A 17,263-nucleotide genomic window follows, 5' to 3' on the forward strand; every position below is an offset into this window, starting at 1 on the left:
GCTTCACTCCCGAATAACAATGATGCCGCCAGCGACCGGTTTATTTGTGGTTTCCGGGTTTTCATTCGCGCGGATCCGTGCCCTACGCTGCTCCAGGTCGGCTTCGGCCTTCTTGATGAGGCCTTCCGTCATGTAAGCCGCTTTCTGCCGCTTTTGGTCGTTGGACCGGCGTTGATTGTCCAGACGCTCGCGAAGCTGGCTTAGCTTTTTCCTTCCCCTCTCCTCAATCACGAGGAGGGCCTGTTTGATTCGTCGTTTGTTTTCTCCGCGGAACAGGTTCCGCTCTGCGAAGAATTCGTCGAGTAACTCGTCCTCGCAGCGTGCATAGGCCTCCATAAGATCATCGCTCAGGATGCCGTATTGCTGAAGATCCGTTCTCGTGCCGAGCCGAGCGGCGGTATCAATGAGGCGCTCGGCATCATTGGTCGGCAGGAACTCGTCCGACGTCGCAGACATGACCATGTGGCGCAAGCGGATATCCTTGCGTAAGCCCTCGAAACGCCAAAGGTCCGTTGCAAATACATAGAGATCAGGTGGGAGCCCAGCCTCAGCCGACGACACTTCGACTGCTGTCACAGGTTCGGATTTGCGCCCGATCCGCTCGATTTCACTTCGAATCCATAGGAGGAGCGGGTGCGTGATATCAATGATCTCAGGACGCGGACGCACTCCACCTTGGAGCTTGATATCGAACACGGCTTGAACCGTTGTCCCGGGAACGTGCAAGCGCGTTGCGCGGCTCGGGCGCCGGTTATCGATGTAGATCGACAGCGCAGCACGGGCCTCAGGGGTCAATGAAATTCTGTAGATCCCCGAGCGCAACGGGTCAGCCTCGATCGACGAGCCTGGGTAGTGCTCCATCAAAAAGTCGGTGACAAAGGTGAGAACGTCCTCAGGTCGGATCCAGCGCCCTGCATCGCGACTTTGCTGGATATTCGAAAGCACGAAGTCGGTGTGACCAACCAGTTCTGGAGCTTCTTCCTCAAGCGTTTCTAGGTCGCGGCGGCACCTCTCGGCGGCAAGAGCATTTTGATCGAGGCGTTTTGCCATCTCCTCGTCACTGAGCCCATCGCGAAAATACTCAAGAACCAGTTCATCGAGTGAAGGCCCAAGAATTTCTTCAAGGTCACCAATGGACTCCTCGAACACCTTGATCCTGTTATAAAGCCGTTCGAGCATAATCTCTTCGATCGTGTCAGCGAGAATGAAGCTCACGACCTGAATCCGATCAGCTTTTTGCCCAAGGCGATCGATACGTCCGATCCTCTGTTCAACCCTCATCGGGTTCCAGGGAAGATCGTAATTCACGACGACGCGGGAGAACTGTAGGTCGATACCCTCACTACCGACCTCAGATGAGAGGAGGATCCGAGCGCCACTTGGATCAGCAAAGCGAGCCAGTTCGTCTTGTTTGGCCTCTCCCATGCCGCCAAGGATAACAGCAACCGGAGCCCCCTCCGCTCTGAGGCGACGTTCGAGATAACGAATGGTCCCCCTGTAGAACGAGAACACGACGATTTTCTCGGAGGGATCTTGGGCCCAACGTTCCTTGAGGAAAGCACTGAACTTTTCGTATTTCGAGTCATTCGCCTCGAAATCGTGACGCGTCATCAGATCGTCGAATGTAGCGCTGGCTAGGTTGATTTCATCCTCATCCAGAACGCAACCAAGATCTTCCTGTAAGATCTCCGCCAGCGTTTCCTTCTCCTTCCAGCCCTGAAGGGCAGCCGGAATAGAACTTGCCAGCTGCCGCTGGCGTGCAATCATCGCGAATGTTTGGGCGTTGTCAGATTGGTAAGCACGCTCCCGCAGACGTTCTGTGACACCGTTATAGAGTTCGCGTTCTTCGTCATTGAGTTCGACGCTAATAACGGCAGGGTTCCGGATAACCTTATTTTGAAGCACGTCGCGCTTGCGGGTTCGGGTTAGCAGGTCTCCCAAAAGAGATCGGCTCTCAAGCGCCCTTGCCACGCGCACACGATCACTGTGGGTTTCCAGAACCTTCGGGTCGAGAGCAAATTCTTCGAGAATAGGGTCATCTCGGAAGAAACGGCTTTGCCGCAGATCTGACAGTGCGGACCGAAACGCTTCCGGGCGAGGGGGATTGCTCAGGACTGCATTGAGCGCCTGTGTCAGCGGCCGGTTTGCATCAAGGATGAGATTGAAAACCTCAAGGCTTAAGAAGCGCTCAGGATCGACGAGATTCAGAAGATGATATAGGTTTTCACTTCCAATCTGAATCGGAGTCGCTGTGAGGAGCGCCAGGTGTGCCGATGCACCGGTCAGGAGTGACCCGGTATGATGGTTCGCGGTCTCTGGGTTTCGCATGTAATGCGCCTCGTCGATGACCACGAGGTCGAACAAGGAGAACTCAGATCCCGCCTCATTTTCGGCGAGTAATGCGGCTAACTGGTCTCTTGCATAGCGTGAGGTCTGCGGGTCGTCCGCTTTGGGGCGCCGTGCTCGGATACTCTCTAAGCCAGCGATGGCGACGAACGATTTGGTCGGGTCTCGCAAGGCATCATTCGATAACTCGAGCAGAGTGCTCGCATTCACGATGGTCGCATCGATGGAGAAGCGCTCGCGCAACTCATTCTGCCACTTCGTCCGCAAGACGGCGGGGCAAACGACCAAGAGGCGGCGCGCGCCAACGCGTGCCTGGAGTTCGCGCCAGATGTAGATCGCCTCGATCGTTTTTCCTAAGCCCACCTCATCGGCAATAAGAATGCGCCCTACGGTGGAGGAGACGAATTTGAGGGCAGGCTTGAACTGGTGCGCATGAAAATCAGCCTGGCCAGATCCCATGGCGTAGAAAATGTCAGTGAGCCGCCCTCGAATTTTCTCTGTAAGAAGGGCACGCTGGATAGCATCAGGCCCGGAAAAACGCCCTTTTTGAATAGCGGAAGCACGGGTTTCGTTTTCTGGAGCAAGCTCTAGTTGGCCGAATGGGTATGGTTCGATTTCACCGCTTACAAACTGGATAAGGGCATGATTGCGGCCGGCATACTTCCTTGTCCGCCCAGTCGTCAGTCCAACCTTCGAGGCATCATAGATGACGCGAACGCGGATATTTGGAACGGTGAAGTCAATCTCATCCATTGGCTTCTGGTTGGCGACCACGGTCCCGACTCCTATTGCAGATATTTCCGATTATCGTTATTTCGGGCCGAAATTCTCTCGAGAGCACGTCAAATAACTGGCTCATCTGGCTCCATCACCTCATTCTCGGTTATTCTTTGAATGAGATCCTCCACCTGGCGGCTGAGGTGCGATCCCTCCTGCGTTGTTAGCAGTCGTCCAGGGAACCACCGCTCGTACCAGGCTCTCTTTCGTTTCCAATCCTCAGCATACGCGGTCTGATCTAAGAGACCGAGATGCTCCCAGAAGAAGGTCTCGCCCCTCCATGTGATCGTAAAATCTGGTAGCCGGATTGTGCCATCTTTCGCGAGCAGCGGCTCCTCGTACCGAAAGGGGATGCCGCTTTGGTGGAGGAGATTGGCAATGATCACCTCAGATTTTGATCTGAGCATATCGCCGCTGAGCGCCTCATGAATCTTGCCAGCCTCGTACCAACTGCGCCGGCGAAGGAGTTCCGGGCGAGCCATGTGGAACTCGAACAGGGACGAGTTGATCTGAGGTGTTTGTGCGTTCTCGCGGCGCCGAGCATTCAGAAGGCTCGAAACATCCCGCTCGATGAGGAGCGTGCAATGGCGACTGGCCCGAGTGAGTGCTGTATAGACGAGTTCCGGCGATAGACCCCGACCAGCGGCGGCAGGGATAATGACAAAGGTGTGCGCAAACTCGCTGCCCTGAGCCTTATGGACAGAGACAGCGTAGGCTAGTTCAAGGTTGTCCTCGACCGGTTCATTTCGGTAGCGTGGCTTTCCGGATGAACCTTTTCCGGCAGGAACGCTCTTTCCGTACCCGATTGCTAGGTCTGGCTTGCGCGTGAAGCGAACAGCGAAGCGCTTAAGGCGAGGTCCGTATCCGGTCCGCAGCCGGTTCAAGACCTTGTTATCAAAACCAAAGGTTTCGACCACCCCGATCTCGCCGTTGAATACCTCGACCTTGACCTGCTCCCTTGCTGTCCAGTCATAGGCCCAAATCGGGTTCGACTTCGGCCGATTTCTGATCTGAATGACCTTGTCGAAAACCGTAATTCCGTCAACGGCACCAACCCGTTCGATAACGTTACTGGCGATCCGCTTCTGAATAGCTTGGTTGAGAGCTTCAACACCGTGTAGTTCACCCCGGTGAGGCGTGAGAACCTGATAAGCCGTTGGATCACTCTCCAGAGCGGAGCGCCATATCTGGTATGCAGGTGTGTCCGGATCAGCAGCGCTCCCACTCATTTTACGCTCGACCGCATCGATCAGAAGCCGGGATAGGTCTTGTGGATCATTCCAGTATTCGACCGTGAGATCGTGATCGACCGCGCCGCCGGCGTGAATCCTTTCGATCAGCTCCTCTTGATCGAGTCGAGTGCTGGCATCAGTGGTGTCATCCAGGAGGCTTTTGTCCTCAGGGTCGACGATAAACAGCTCTGAGAGCCTGACAATTGCCTCCCCCTGACCTTGCACGCGGTTTACAAGCTGCCTCATATTCCGCTTGAGGCGTCCAAAGCTCTCAGGCTGCTCGCTTCGCAGCCATTCGAGTATGTCAAAGAAGACGCGGCCTCGGCCTATTGGGGGAAGCTGCCCAGGGTCTCCGACGAGGATCAGGCGACGGACTGTTGCCCAATCGATCGCTCGGAACAGTGCTGCTGCAAGCTCGAGGTCCAGCATTGAGGTCTCGTCGAGAACAAGCGTGCTGATGTTTGAACGTGTTCCGCCTGCGCGTTTGAAGGTCAGATTGTCATTCAGCCAGCCATTCGTCGCGAGAAATGAGTGCACTGTGACTGTGCGAATGCCTTTGAGGCCTGCTTTCTCGAATACCTCACGCACTCGATCCGTGGCTTTTCCCGTTGGCGCCAGAACGAGAACGTCCGCTCCCTCTCCCTCCGTGCGGCGAACCGCGCGAATGAGAGCCTCAATCACCGTGGTTTTGCCAGTGCCGGCTGCACCGGTGACAGCACTGAGTGGCCGCGAAAACAACTGAGCACAGGTAGCGGCCTGCTCGACGATAGCGTCGGCATACTCCTTGGGTGCTCGCTGGGCGAGCGGACTGCCTGTCTTCTGGATCCATGTGGTCCAATCCGCCGTGGTGACAGGCCGGCGCAGGGTGATATCGGGGCGCGTCGAGAGGTCTCGCACCACGCTCTCAACGAGGCGTTCGTCCTCATAAACAGACTTGAGGTAGATGGTAAGTCCGGCCTCCCGCGGGACGAGCGTGAGCGCTGCTGAGAGAAACTCTGCGTCGACCGTGAAATAGCGCTCGTTGAAGATAGCCCGCTTCCACCCTGGGAGGCGCTCCATTCGCTCCATGATTTCAGCCAAAACATCCTTTGAAAGTCGAAAGGTGTGTTTCGTCTCTCGCCGGAGGTGCTCAACGCACAGGCCCCGAAACCGACGCTCATCGTTAGTATCGACCCCGGCGAGGGGCTCGCCCCCGAGGTCGGGCGAGGGAAGAACGCCGCGATCGATCGCGCTCCATGGGATTCGATCGTCTGGGGAATCCCCGCAATATTGCTCGCTTAAGAGGTATGGATTGGCGGCAATCTCAGCCGGCGAGGCGCTGATCCCATAATCAGCCCGCTGATCAGAAACGATCGCAGACATAACCTCGGCCGAGAAATCAAACCGAGGCAAGACGTCTCGCAGGAGTGCTCGACCATCCTCCTCCAGGAGCTGCCAGTTCCTAGACAATTTGCGTCTGGTCTGTTCATCAAGACCTGCTGAGACGGCATTGTTCGCCTTGCGGTCCAACACGTCGAAGGCAAGACGATGAGCGACAACATCACCCTCTTGCTCACAGACGGCTTTTGCCCCGTCAATAAGCGCACCTGCGCCGGCAGCGTCTAGGGCTCTCAACAGTCCTGGATACAGTCCACGGTGGGTCCAGAGTTCTGCAATTGTTTTGAGGAGCCAGGCTTCCCGAATATCCCAGCTCTCGGACGTATCGCCAATCTCTTTGAGGTGGCGCACCTTAGCCAGGAACTGCTCCAGGAGTCCTATCGCTAAGTCGTCGGTGAGATGCTTAGAGCCGTACTGGCAAAGGAGGGGGTTCTCCGGAAAGACGGCGATGTCGGCAAGGATCTCGGGGTTGTCGCGATAGAGGTGGTATGGAAGGCGCAGCCCTTCATTAGGATAATGTGAGGTGACGTTGCGAGCCCAGACCATCCCCCCAGCATATCGCTCCGCAATCTCTGGGGTGACATTCTCATACCGAAGTTCCTCCCCGACAGCTGCAATGCGCGACACACCCACGAGAACATAGCGTGGCGCTTCCTCTTCTGAGAGAGGATTCGAAAAGTTAGCGTAGTAGAAGATCAGGCTTTTGCCGCTTTCGCCCCGTTCGATAGGGGCAAAGTAGTCGAGTGTCAGCTCTCGGCGCTTATCGTTATCGAGATAACCGTCAGCCCGAACCTCATCGGAGTACATAGCCTCATAGGGCCAAACACAAACGGTGGCCCCTGGAAGGGTCCAATCGAGCCGAGTCGCGCCTCCATAAAAGAAATCAGGAGGATCCGAGGCCGCAGGGACCTCCTCAAGCCCAAAGGCATTGTAACTGTAACAACAGGGTGGCACATAACCACCCTCGAGCACTTTGCCACGGCACCCTGCGTGGGTCATCTCCAGATCGAGCTGGCGCTGATTGGCAATGACATCGCCCGGATAGGATTTCGAGCCAATGCAGTAGGTGTTGCGCTCGGGTTTCCTGCAAACCCTTCCGTTCCAGCCATCATCATGCCATGCGAGTCGCGCCGTAATGTGCGTTGGCACGCTGCCCCCCTGCCCCAATTCGCCACCTACGATGATAGGAGGATCTTCGCGACAGCTGCAATCCCTCGGGCGTGGAACTTTAGGGGAACAAAGGTGGCTAAAAAAGACCGACAAACGCTATAGGTCTAGCCTATCAAGATGGTTGCGGCTCAGTTGACGAGAGCGCATTTTATTAAAGCCCCCTCTGACAACCGTCAGACAGAACAACAAACTAACTTACTGACAATCCATCTAAATCTCTTACTCTCTGCCTATCCCTCTTCCAGGGACACCTGCGCCCTGAAGGAGCAGCCCAAGGTGATTAAAGGAGAGATTATGCGATTTGACAGTACTTCCCTAGCGGACGACACGCCGGCGATGTGCGCTGCCCTCGAGCAGCTCACCGAAGCCCGGATTCGTTTCCAGCGCAAAACTCGGTACCAGATCAAGGTAGGAGATCTGAGTTTTTACCCTGACAAGGGTACGATCTTCCGTGACGGCGACCGGCAGGCTCTAGATGCACGCGGTCTCGACCAGTTCCTCAGTCTTGCTCGCCCAGACTGAAAAAGGAAAAGATAGAGGCATTCCTGCCTGGCCTCAGGCTTGATCGAGTAAAGCCGCGCCATCTGCCGAACGCGCCTCAAGAAAATCAGCCCCTTGCCTCCACACGTGCATGGCTAATTCTTGACCCCAGAATTCCCTATATCGGGCGGCCGCAGCGGATCTCTTATTTGCCTTGCTCCTCTGACTCCTGCAGCCCCATCCAATCATGTTTCGAGGACACGTGATCATGCTGACGTCAGCTGTATCGAATAAACCCTATAAAGAGCCCACCGGTACGAGGGATCCGGGAGCGCCCTTATCGAAGAGCGCTCTACCCATCACTTCGCCATTCATCCTGGCTGCAATCAGCGCCCTGCCTGAGAGGGAACGTGGAGACGCCCTGCAAGACAAGCTCACTCGGACTATCGCTGCTTTTCAGAGCACGTCTTTACCCCTCCAGTCCGCAACAGCGTCCGCGGAAGGCTCCCATCTTTCGTGGAGAGCTTTCTGGCTGGACGCGGCGGAACTTGCGGCTTGTCGCGCCTGCGGCCTTGAGTCTGCTCTCGGGGCGGAGATCGTTGATCGAATGGTCCAATGCCTTGAAGCGGGCGGGATCCCTTGCAACGAGCAGCGCGCCTTCCTCCGGGTTGTTCTGTACGCAGCCGATCGGAGGTGGGATGCCACATTCGACACTCTCTGGAAGGCAAGCAGTACTGCACTGCGTCTGACTGCTCACCGCAAAGGGAGTCAACAAGCCGTCATCTCGGCAGTCGAATCAATCCTTCATGCTTTTGATCGTGGCTCTCCAGACCACGCGCGACAAGCGATGGGGGCCTACCTTGATCTCTTCGTGCCAGCAGATCCGGTCCCCCGCTAGTCATCTGGCATTGATGGATAAAATAGTTGATGGGTGACGGAGGGCTGGCTTTGCCGGCCCTTTTGTTTTTGACAGGACTCGACGGTCTGCTCGGATTACGACGTGGTGCCAACGCTAGGGGTGTATGGCCTCAGGCCGCTGTCGGAAGTCTGGTGAAATGCCTTTATAGTCGTCCCCCCCCCTCACTCCCGATCTCTCTACCTCCCTGTCCCCTCCCCCTAGCTCCTGTTGCCCCTGACTCCCCCTTGCCTTCTCTCTCCCGTTGCTCCCTGATCACCTTCAAACAGCCTTTCTTCGCCCCAGCTCCTCCCCCCTTTCCCGCCCCCGGGGGCTGCCGCCAGAACCGCGTATGACTATGAAGCTACCCTGAGGCCGGCTTGATCGACTGGGAGTGCTAGGTATAAGCGTTCAGAACCAAGAGGCACTGACTTCCCTTGCTAAGATGTTGAAGAATTATATCTATTTCGCGAGCGCTTTGTCACAATTACCGGAAACGACCCCTTCGCTTCCCGAAAACGGCTCCATGACCCAGGGCCAAGACACGATCTCGGCCCTGGGTCCCCTGGTTAGTATTCGGACTGTTCAGACTGGAGCGCCTTCAGACCACGCTTCACATTGCGCCCACCCCAACGCTCCGCTTCGGGCAGCGTATACCACCACCCGGACCATGTGCGGTCCCAGGTATAGGGATGCCGGCAGGCATTTGCGATAACACGCGCTGCGCGAACCCGACGCATGAGGGTGATCTTCATGTCCTCAGGTACCGGCTCTGGATAATCGGGGATCTCCCCGATTTCACGGGCCCGCCGGACTGCTTTCATCATGTCATCATCGTCGAAATCGACGCTAAGCGCCTCCTTGCGACGCTGACGCTCTGCATCCCGGGCTTTATGTTCTTTTAGCTCCCAATCCAGGGACGGGTGATCGAGATGCAGATGAGGCCAGGCCCGGTCATCGAGAGCCGATAGCATCGGCATGCCTTCATCCCGCGCCTGCTGCTGTGCCCCACTCCCAATGGATCGCGAAGTGCCAACCCGCTGCTTGAACGGGGTCACGCCAGCTTTCCGGTTCCTGTAACGCTCACGTAGGCCGATCAGCTCGTAGAGGGGGCGGACCCGTCCGTCGGACACACATCGCGCCGTCAGCTCCGGATCCAGCCCCTTTGTCATGTACTGAACCCGGTCCCAGTGCCAGCGGGCCTTCGATAACGGAGTCTCTGGCGCTTTGATCTTGATGTCGACGGCAGTGGGAGATGTCACGCGACAGCGCCGCCAAAAGAACGAATGTCCCCCATCACGGGCCCAATCCTCAAAGCAATGGCGCACGTTCGGGTGGATGGTTGCCACAATATGAGTGTGCAACCCCCGCTCGGCGCTGTGTTCGTGAACGTAAAGCGTGTGCCACTCGTAACCCCAGCGCTCGACCTGGTCGCCCGCTTCGTCCAGAAAATCAGTCAGAAGCCGTGTCATGGCGTTTGGGTCGGAGAGGCCAAGAGGCTCGTAGGCAATCGTGATGAAGGCGTTGAAGTAGAGGCCGCGCTCCTGGGGCAGAAAGGACGCAGCCCTGTATGCGGTCTGAAGATCCGACCAGGACAGGTATTCGGCGCTGCGCGCCTTGTCCGCTCGGGCGCACTCCTCACGGCGTAATGCGGCGGCGACAAGATCCTCGCGCTCCAGCAAACCTCCAAGATAGCTCTCGAGGTCATACCCGACCACGGCCTGGTTGAGCATCGTCTGTTCACCCGTGCCAGTCGACCGGCAGAAGCCGCGGTGGCCATCCTCATCATCTTCGAGCAACCCCCACTCGCGCCGGAAGCGGGCCCGCTCCTCGATATCGTCGATCTCAGCGAGAAGTACATACGGATCACAGGTGTCTTTGAAGTCGTGGGACATAGGTTGTTAAGCCTCTTTATGGAGTGAGCTGGCACCGCAGGGGTGGTCTGCGGTGCAACGAATTGAGGGCGGGAGCTAACTATTCGACGAAGCCGACCCGCAGGATGACCGGCCATGTAATTTCGCGTTTGCGGCGCTTGGCCCCCCACGCTTCGGCCAGCAGGCTTCTCATCTGCCAGACATCGACCTGTTCGATCGCCCGCTCCTCAATGCGGCGGATCACGGGCCAGTCATTCAGATGCTTCACGAAGTCGAACAGGTTCCACTTCGCCCGCATCAGCAAATTGCGCTGGACGTCTGGATACGGCGAAATCGCGTGGGCTCTCTCCACAAACGGAAATGGCGCGGAGCGGAAGCGATCGAAAAGGTGTCTCTCGCCGGGGGTGAGAAACCTGTTCAACGTGCTGTCGAACGTCATCCGGATGATATCATCGACCTCCGGCCCTACACGCATGGGCATGTACCCCATGTAGATGACGGCAGCACCAGGCCGGGCGATGCGGCGCATTTCGCGCGCAACCCGAGACAGGTCAGTCCGATAGGCTTGTTCGACAATGATGAGATCGAAGCAAGCATCGGGCAGGCCGGTGCTCTCGGGAGAAGCGTGAATGAAACGCACGCCAGGCTGGATCGGGTGCTCGCGGATCTCCGGGGCCGAAGGTCCTTTTTCCTCGAGCGTGCGCATAATAGCGCCATAGGACCCGACGGGGCGGGCTTTGGCGGCTTCGATCACTGTCGGGTCAGGGTGGACCACCACAACTGAATTGAGGCACGAGCCGATCCGAATGCCTAGTGTTCCCTGGCCTGCGGCGCAAACCAGCACATTGGGCATCCCACGGCGATACCGTTTCGTCAGAACGGGCGTGTGGTGGACATGAAGCAAGGCATCAACAAGCTCCCGCGTCGGCTGCGGTTCGGGCACGTCCGGTACGGAACTGCCAGAGTCGCGCGTTGGTGAAAGAGGCGGCATTGGCGTTGTGACAGACGCGGCGGGCGGTTCGTCAGGTGATCCAGGCCGGAAGGCCAGGGGATTATCGATCTTGCGATCACTCCCTGCTTCAACGATGCGATGCTGAGGGTCAGGAGCACCGTGGATTGAAGGCTGGTCTTTCAACCTGTAGGTGACAGAGTGGTGATCGGTGCCGGGCACTAACCGGCCCCCGTGGGTGTACAAGGCTTCACTCTGCGGGAGCGTGACGTGGTCTTCGCGCGGATCCGACTGAGACGGATTACTAGGAATATTAGCCATTGCGGCTCCTCTTGTCGTAGAGAAGCCGGGGCCTTGGCCGGCAGAGATTGAAGGCTATTGCTCTCTACTGAGCAATATAGAGATGAGCAGCCTGTTCACGCAGCAGGTGACAAAAAAAGTTCCAATCAGCTCCTTAATCAACCTTTTCCGAGTTAATTTGGTGGCTTCTGGCATAATATAGCGTTTTGTCGCCCGATGAATGTCTGCTCCTCGCGATTTACGGGACTAGAGACATTCATTAGGTATATAGACCTACAATGTTGGGCTTGGAGTTCTGATTGAACTCATCTCTAGGGCCCTCGGCTGCGGGGCAGCCATTGCAACCTTTGCTTGCAGATCCTCCTGGAAGCAATAGAACCCGAGCGGAATTTTCACCTCAAAGACTTGGTCGCTTCTGCTTGTTTTCTGGCGCAAACGCTATGGGTGTAGGTGCTCGAGACCCTGCGCAATAGCTGGCCGATTTGCCATATTCGCGAACACCCTCTCCCATAGGAGAGGTACCTTCCTGGCTGGAAAGCCAGGACTTTTCTGAAGCCACGAAAGCTGCGCACCTTTATACCTGGCACCGGGTATCTCCTCTCAACTTCTGCCCGCCTGACCTGAACCTCTAGCGACCGCAGACCGCGGTCGACTTAGCAGGACAGGTTATGACAAACGACCCCGCTCTGATGCAGTCGCTCCCAGCTGCCTCCCTGAACACCCATCCGATCCTAGATCCTTCGGGTCTTGGACCAGTTCCCGGCATCCCACTCGTTCCCGAGAGCCTTCGCCGGCGCCATCACGCCTTCATTGCCACTGACCAGCGTTTTCGGGCCGCCGCCCGCCTTCTTCAGGCACTCTGGCGCGTGGATCGAGGACTGCCCATTGGCACCTATACAGATCCAGAGGGTCGCCGCCGCAAGCTTGGCTCTCGGATCAGCATGGCTGCCGGCTTAGCCGGGGCGAACTTCCTAAGCCCTGCCATCGCCTATGTAGCATCGCGCGAGCTGGCTTATCGGGAGATTGGCGCTGTCTACGATGTCGATCGTCTGCATATGAACCTTCTTTCATCGCAGCCGCTCGTGTTTAATCTCTTCGCTCCGCTCAAGCGAGATCTTGCCCTTGCAACGAAGGTCGTTGCTGAGATCCTGCCAGGCCTCATGGCGGAAGTGACGGACATCCTGTTCGAGCACGCGCCTGCCCGCGGCCATCTTGCCTTTACAGGCGACCATACCGCCTTCGACCTGCTCATCCGTGGACGCACCCCTTCTGGCAAGCGAGCCTTCATCGCTGTCGAGGTCAAGTACAGTGAGAGCTGCCAGGAGCCGGTGCCGTCGATGCATTCACGCTATGCAGAACTCAGTGCTAGCTCAGGTCTCTTCATTCAGCCCGAAGCGGCCAGCTTGAGGGCTAACCCCATCCAGCAGCTCTTTCGTCAACACTGCCTTGCGCAGGTCATGCTTCAACACGACCTGGCCGATTGCGGAATTTACCTGTTCATTGCGCCAACGCTCAACCACCTCGCCCAGGGTGCAGCCGCCACTTATGCTCAGCACCTTGCCGAACCGCAGTCCGGGCAAGCGCTCTTCGTGAACGTCGCCTTGGAGCACCTCATTGAGGCCATTGCTGAGGTCGGCGAGCACAACCACGCTCGCGCCCTCTACCGACGTTACTGTGACTGGTGGCTTATCGACGGAGAATTGCAGCTCGATGCGGCTCCGTCCACACCAGAGGCTCTGGCTGTCGAGGCTGATCCCGCAGCCAGCTTGGAACAGGCTTCATAGGGATCGAACCTGTCTACGTTCGCCCCTCTGACATGCCGTTGCTTCGGTTTCCTCGCCCCCGAGGAAACCAGCATCTCTCGCCAGGAGAGCTTCATGGCTTATAAACTTATCACCACCCGCCAGCGATCTCAGCTCTTGATCCACGGCTGGCGCATCGCCAATGGCGATGACCCTGATCTCCCGCCGATCGTCAAACTCTTTACCCCGGACGCTAACGCGACCTGGCTTCTGGTTGAACTCGATCCTGCCAATCCTGACCGAGCTTGGGGCTTGTGTGATCTTGGTCTTGGGTGCCCGGAATTGGGCTACGTCTCTCTTCAGGAGATTGCAGCTTTGCGTGGGCGCCTAGGCCTGCCGGTCGAACGGGACAGACGTTTCAAGCCCGGTCGCTTGCTCTCTGATTTTGCCGCTGAAGCCCGCATTGCTGGAAGGATTATCGCATGACAACAACCTCTCCGTTCTTGACAGACTCCCTGGATATTCTCGATCGAGCCAAGGGAGCCCTTTTGGGACTCGCTGTAGGAGATGCACTCGGCGCAACGCTTGAGTTCTCAGCCCGAGACACCTACCCGCTTCATACGGAGATGCTGGGTGGCGGCCCGTTCAATCTCAAGCCAGGCCAGTGGACCGATGACATGGCGATGGCGCTTGCTCTGGCCGATAGCCTCATTATGTCTGGCCGCCTTGATCCTTACGATCTTATGTCCCGCTTCGTCTCCTGGTGGCAGAGGGGTCGTTACTCGAGCACTGGCGCTTGCTTTGACATCGGCCTCACAACCCGGGAGGCTCTCCAGAGGTTTACCGACACGGGTAACCCCTTCGCAGGCTCGACAGAGGAGGACACGGCGGGCAACGGCTCCCTGATGCGTCTTGCGCCTGTTGCGCTCTTTGCCTTGCATGATGAAGAGAAGGCACTTCGCATTGCTTGCGATCAGAGCCGCACCACCCATGCCGCCTCAGAGGCTGTTGAGGCTTGTGAGTTGTTGGTCACCTTGTTGAGGGAGGCTATTCTCGGTCGAGCCGAGCCGCTCCGAAACAGGGCGTGGATCGGGCACAAAGCAATTCGGAGCATTGCAGCAGGCTCTTGGCGACGTAAGAGCCGCAATGAGATCAGTTCATCAGGCTATGTGGTATCGACATTAGAGGCAGCCCTATGGTCCGTGGGGCAGACGAGTACCTTTGAGGACGCTCTCGTGTTGGCTATCAATCTGGGGCATGACTCTGATACCGTCGGAGCTGTTGCGGGCCAGCTTGCTGGCGCCATCTACGGCGCTTCGGCAATTCCCGGCCGCTGGCTCAAACCTTTAGCTTGGCGAGATCAGATCGAAGCCTTCGTGCCGCGACTATTGGCATCTGCAAACGAAAATTAAAGGTGAAACGCAGCTCGTAAGCGGAGGCTTGGGTAAGCTGGCGTTGCTATGATTGAAACATTAATTCAAGCAAGCCTGTCTTCTGAGGAATGCTGCGCGACGGTCCCGTCCTTCAGCTGGCGGCAGGACGAGTGCGCGGCAGATTCGGCGGACAAACGTCACGTTAGCCGGTTGTCCTTAAGTGGAGGTCGCATGTCGTTCCTGAGCATAAGTAAAATTCGACAGGTTTGGACTCGGACGTGGTTGGTTGTGGCTGTTCCACTCTTGACGCTCCCAGCTTTGGCAATTGAGCCTCCGTCAACCTGGCGGGACCCGGATGCAGGCTGTACTTACCTGGTCATTCCTGGCGCAGGCGTCTCTCTTCGTTATCGGAGAGATGGTCTTCCCGACTGCCCAAGCACGAAGGAGCAGGCGTCTGGACCAACGATCAGCTCGAGCGCTCCCGCTGTGGCGGATTCGACGGTGCGAGATCTTACGCGGGCTGTGGAACGTCTCCAGGCGGAAGTGCAATCCCTGCGTCGCGAGTTGGAGCGCCGGAGGTAAGCACGCTTCGGCAGGGTTGAGGCCCTGGGAGGTCAACGGGCCTCGATCGGCATGACCTGTGCTAAGGTTTGGTCAAGTTGCTGCCTTGTTTGATGCTCGCAGGAGATCGAGTGCGACTTGTTCGATTTTCTCCCGCCAGGCCAGGGGCTGAAGCCATCGCTCTGGAATCGATGAGGCACCATAGAGCGCACCAGCCAGCTGCCCGGTAACAGCACCAACTGTATCCGCATCATCCGCTAAGTTGACCGCGAGCACCAACGCCTCCTCAAAGCTGTTTGTCCGGTCAACACACCAAAGGGCAGCCTCTAATGTCGACACCACATAGCCCGATGAACCGATCTCATCGCGGGACTTTGTTTTCCACTCACCTGCCGCGATGGCTCTGATTGTCCCATGCCCTTTCCAGGGGCGCCGATTCAGGACAGCCCTGCTGCCGCTCTCGATTACCTCCCGCAGCAACAGGGTAAACAAGGCACAAGCTTCGACAGCCAGTGGCGCACCATGAGTGGTCCGGCTCTGCTCGCGGGCGTATTCGAGGGCCAGTTCCTCATCTTGCAGAGCAAGCAGGGCAACAGGCGCGACCCGCATGAGCGACCCATTTCCAGCGGAACGTTCATGGATCGGTCCGGCATACGGGTTTCCGGTTTTGATAAACCGCTCTAAGGACTCGCGCGTGATGTTCCCGATATCGAAGCATTCCCCAGTACAAGAATACGCGCCGTGCTCCCACCACCGAACGAAACGCTTCATCAGGTCCGTAGCATCGAGCTTTCCGCACGTGATGAGGCTATCGGCCAGAGCAAGCGCCATCGCCGTGTCATCCGTCCACTGACCTGGCTTGAGCCTGAACGGTCCTCCTCCCGTTATCTCCGTATGGTGGGGCTTGGTATCCCTGTCTGAGAACTCAAGGGTTGTGCCGAGAGCATCACCAACAGCAAGCCCCAAGAGTGATCCTACAGCTCGGTCGATGGACGATCCGGCCTCATAGATGCGCTCTTGATGACTCTTCGGATCTCCATTTGACAGGATTAGCTCGGGGGCAACGCCGCCGCCCATCTGGTTCATGTTCCGCATCTCCGGTTGATGCGGAACTCTACCTCGGCTTAGGCTAAGACTCATGCCTGTACTGGGGTTGCTTAGCGATTATCAGCGAAATCAAGATGGATCGAAGCGGGGAAGAGGTCCCATTGGGTGGGGAGCAACTATGAGCCAAACGCAGCCGGCTACTGGGCCCTTCTATACCTATCGCCTGATGGCCTACCTGAAATGGGGAGGGCCGGAGCGGCAGCTTCCAGAAGATGAGCCTAACCTTCCTAGGGATCTAATTGCTTGCTCCACCTCTTGGCGGAAGATGGCCAAGAGGAAGCGCTTTAACTCAGGCGAGATGGCGCGAATCTGCTCTGTCGTGGCGAGCCACCTCGAGGTTCTCTTCGTGCCATGCAACCTTAAAGAGGAGATTTCACTAGCGCCAGTCAAGGAGCACCACATCACAACCTTCAAGGTCGTAGCGGTCGACTTTAGCGCGGGTCCGATCCCTAGAATCTGTGTGAAAGCGTTCTTCGATCTCACTTTCATGGAGGAAATCCCATTGGATGGGATCAGTGAGTGGCAGGATCAAAACGACTTCCTCGATTGGGCTTTGGTGTTCCGGTACACCTTCGACGACCCACAGGCAGAGTGGTGTGTCATGGCTGACAACGGCCACAGCGGGCTCGAAATATACGGCCCTCTGGCCCCGGATGATCCTGGCCTCACCTATGCGGAGAAGATTGGCCGTTTACTTAAGGACGTACTGGATCCTGATAATCCATAGGGGGAGCAAGCTGGCACAGAACGGTTTCTAGGCTATCAGCCGTTACAGGAAGCACTGGTAGATTACTGTTCCAATAACAACCCAGAACAGCAAGCTAACTGCCGTATAGAAGAACGTTTGAAGCGGGCTCTCCTCTCTTTCTTCCGCCTCATGTTCCATCGCAAAGCTTGCGCACGAGTTATCTGTCGCCTTTTTGATGTAGAAAATATCTCTCCTGCTGAGCCCAAATTGCCCTTTCAGAAGCTCAACTGCCTCCCACTCGGTCTCTGCCTCGATGAAAGTGTCCCTTGGGCCTTGGCGTTGACGAATTCGTGCTTTGAACCGCGCCATGACGCCCCCCTTCCACACCGAGC

General features: G+C 57.2%; 12 protein-coding genes. 6 read left to right on the plus strand and 6 right to left on the minus strand.

What is annotated here, in order from left to right:
• Positions 1 to 3: 3 nt before the first annotated feature.
• Together E4K09_RS27195 and E4K09_RS27200 are read right to left on the minus strand one after the other, a co-directional pair.
• Positions 4 to 3,120 (minus strand): SNF2-related protein, encoded by a 3,117-nt coding sequence (locus tag E4K09_RS27195; protein ID WP_134500735.1) that lies wholly within the window; start codon positions 3,118 to 3,120, stop codon positions 4 to 6.
• 68 nt (positions 3,121 to 3,188) lie between these two features.
• Entirely contained in the window at positions 3,189 to 6,881 is a 3,693-nt protein-coding gene (locus E4K09_RS27200) for an ATP-dependent DNA helicase (protein WP_134500736.1), read from the minus strand.
• A gap of 138 nt (positions 6,882 to 7,019) precedes the next feature.
• Between E4K09_RS27200 and E4K09_RS27205 the strand changes: the two genes are divergently transcribed.
• Together E4K09_RS27205 and E4K09_RS31200 are read left to right on the plus strand one after the other, a co-directional pair.
• Positions 7,020 to 7,424, plus strand: a complete 405-nt coding sequence (locus tag E4K09_RS27205; protein ID WP_134500737.1) for a hypothetical protein — start codon at positions 7,020 to 7,022, stop codon at positions 7,422 to 7,424.
• A 226-nt stretch (positions 7,425 to 7,650) separates the two neighbouring features.
• On the plus strand, positions 7,651 to 8,280 hold the full coding sequence (locus tag E4K09_RS31200) for an FCD domain-containing protein (RefSeq protein WP_425293890.1): 630 nt from the start codon (positions 7,651 to 7,653) through the stop codon (positions 8,278 to 8,280).
• Positions 8,281 to 8,846: 566 nt separating this feature from the next.
• Here E4K09_RS31200 and E4K09_RS27210 read toward each other — a convergent pair.
• Both E4K09_RS27210 and E4K09_RS27215 read right to left on the minus strand, forming a co-directional pair.
• A complete protein-coding gene (locus E4K09_RS27210) occupies positions 8,847 to 10,172 on the minus strand; it encodes a hypothetical protein (protein ID WP_134500738.1) in 1,326 nt (441 codons plus the stop codon).
• Between the two features lie 79 nt (positions 10,173 to 10,251).
• Positions 10,252 to 11,421 carry a class I SAM-dependent methyltransferase gene (locus E4K09_RS27215; RefSeq protein WP_134500739.1) on the minus strand — a complete coding sequence of 390 codons (1,170 nt, stop codon included), beginning with the start codon at positions 11,419 to 11,421 and terminating at the stop codon, positions 10,252 to 10,254.
• 668 nt (positions 11,422 to 12,089) lie between these two features.
• On the opposite strand from E4K09_RS27215, the gene E4K09_RS27220 reads away from it, so the two are divergent.
• The 3 genes from E4K09_RS27220 to E4K09_RS27230 all read left to right on the plus strand — a co-directional run bounded on the left by E4K09_RS27220 (position 12,090) and on the right by E4K09_RS27230 (position 14,554).
• Positions 12,090 to 13,184, plus strand: coding sequence for a PGN_0703 family putative restriction endonuclease (locus tag E4K09_RS27220; protein WP_342211376.1), 1,095 nt, complete (start codon positions 12,090 to 12,092; stop codon positions 13,182 to 13,184).
• A gap of 93 nt (positions 13,185 to 13,277) precedes the next feature.
• On the plus strand, positions 13,278 to 13,628 hold the full coding sequence (locus E4K09_RS27225) for a DUF2958 domain-containing protein (protein WP_134500741.1): 351 nt from the start codon (positions 13,278 to 13,280) through the stop codon (positions 13,626 to 13,628).
• On the plus strand, positions 13,625 to 14,554 hold the full coding sequence (locus tag E4K09_RS27230) for an ADP-ribosylglycohydrolase family protein (RefSeq protein ID WP_134500742.1): 930 nt from the start codon (positions 13,625 to 13,627) through the stop codon (positions 14,552 to 14,554). The genes E4K09_RS27225 and E4K09_RS27230 overlap by 4 nt, the downstream gene beginning before the upstream one ends.
• Before the next feature lie 615 nt (positions 14,555 to 15,169).
• Here the strand turns inward: E4K09_RS27230 and E4K09_RS27235 are convergent.
• The gene (locus tag E4K09_RS27235) at positions 15,170 to 16,162 is read right to left on the minus strand and encodes an ADP-ribosylglycohydrolase family protein (RefSeq protein ID WP_244610721.1); all 993 of its coding nucleotides are present in this window, start codon (positions 16,160 to 16,162) and stop codon (positions 15,170 to 15,172) included.
• A gap of 139 nt (positions 16,163 to 16,301) precedes the next feature.
• On the opposite strand from E4K09_RS27235, the gene E4K09_RS27240 reads away from it, so the two are divergent.
• On the plus strand, positions 16,302 to 16,910 hold the full coding sequence (locus tag E4K09_RS27240; RefSeq protein WP_134500743.1) for a hypothetical protein: 609 nt from the start codon (positions 16,302 to 16,304) through the stop codon (positions 16,908 to 16,910).
• Between the two features lie 42 nt (positions 16,911 to 16,952).
• Here E4K09_RS27240 and E4K09_RS27245 read toward each other — a convergent pair whose 3' ends face one another.
• Entirely contained in the window at positions 16,953 to 17,240 is a 288-nt protein-coding gene (locus tag E4K09_RS27245) for a hypothetical protein (RefSeq protein ID WP_134500744.1), read from the minus strand.
• Positions 17,241 to 17,263: the final 23 nt, after the last annotated feature.

This window comes from Microvirga pakistanensis, assembly GCF_004458765.1.
GTDB lineage: Bacteria > Pseudomonadota > Alphaproteobacteria > Rhizobiales > Beijerinckiaceae > Microvirga > Microvirga pakistanensis.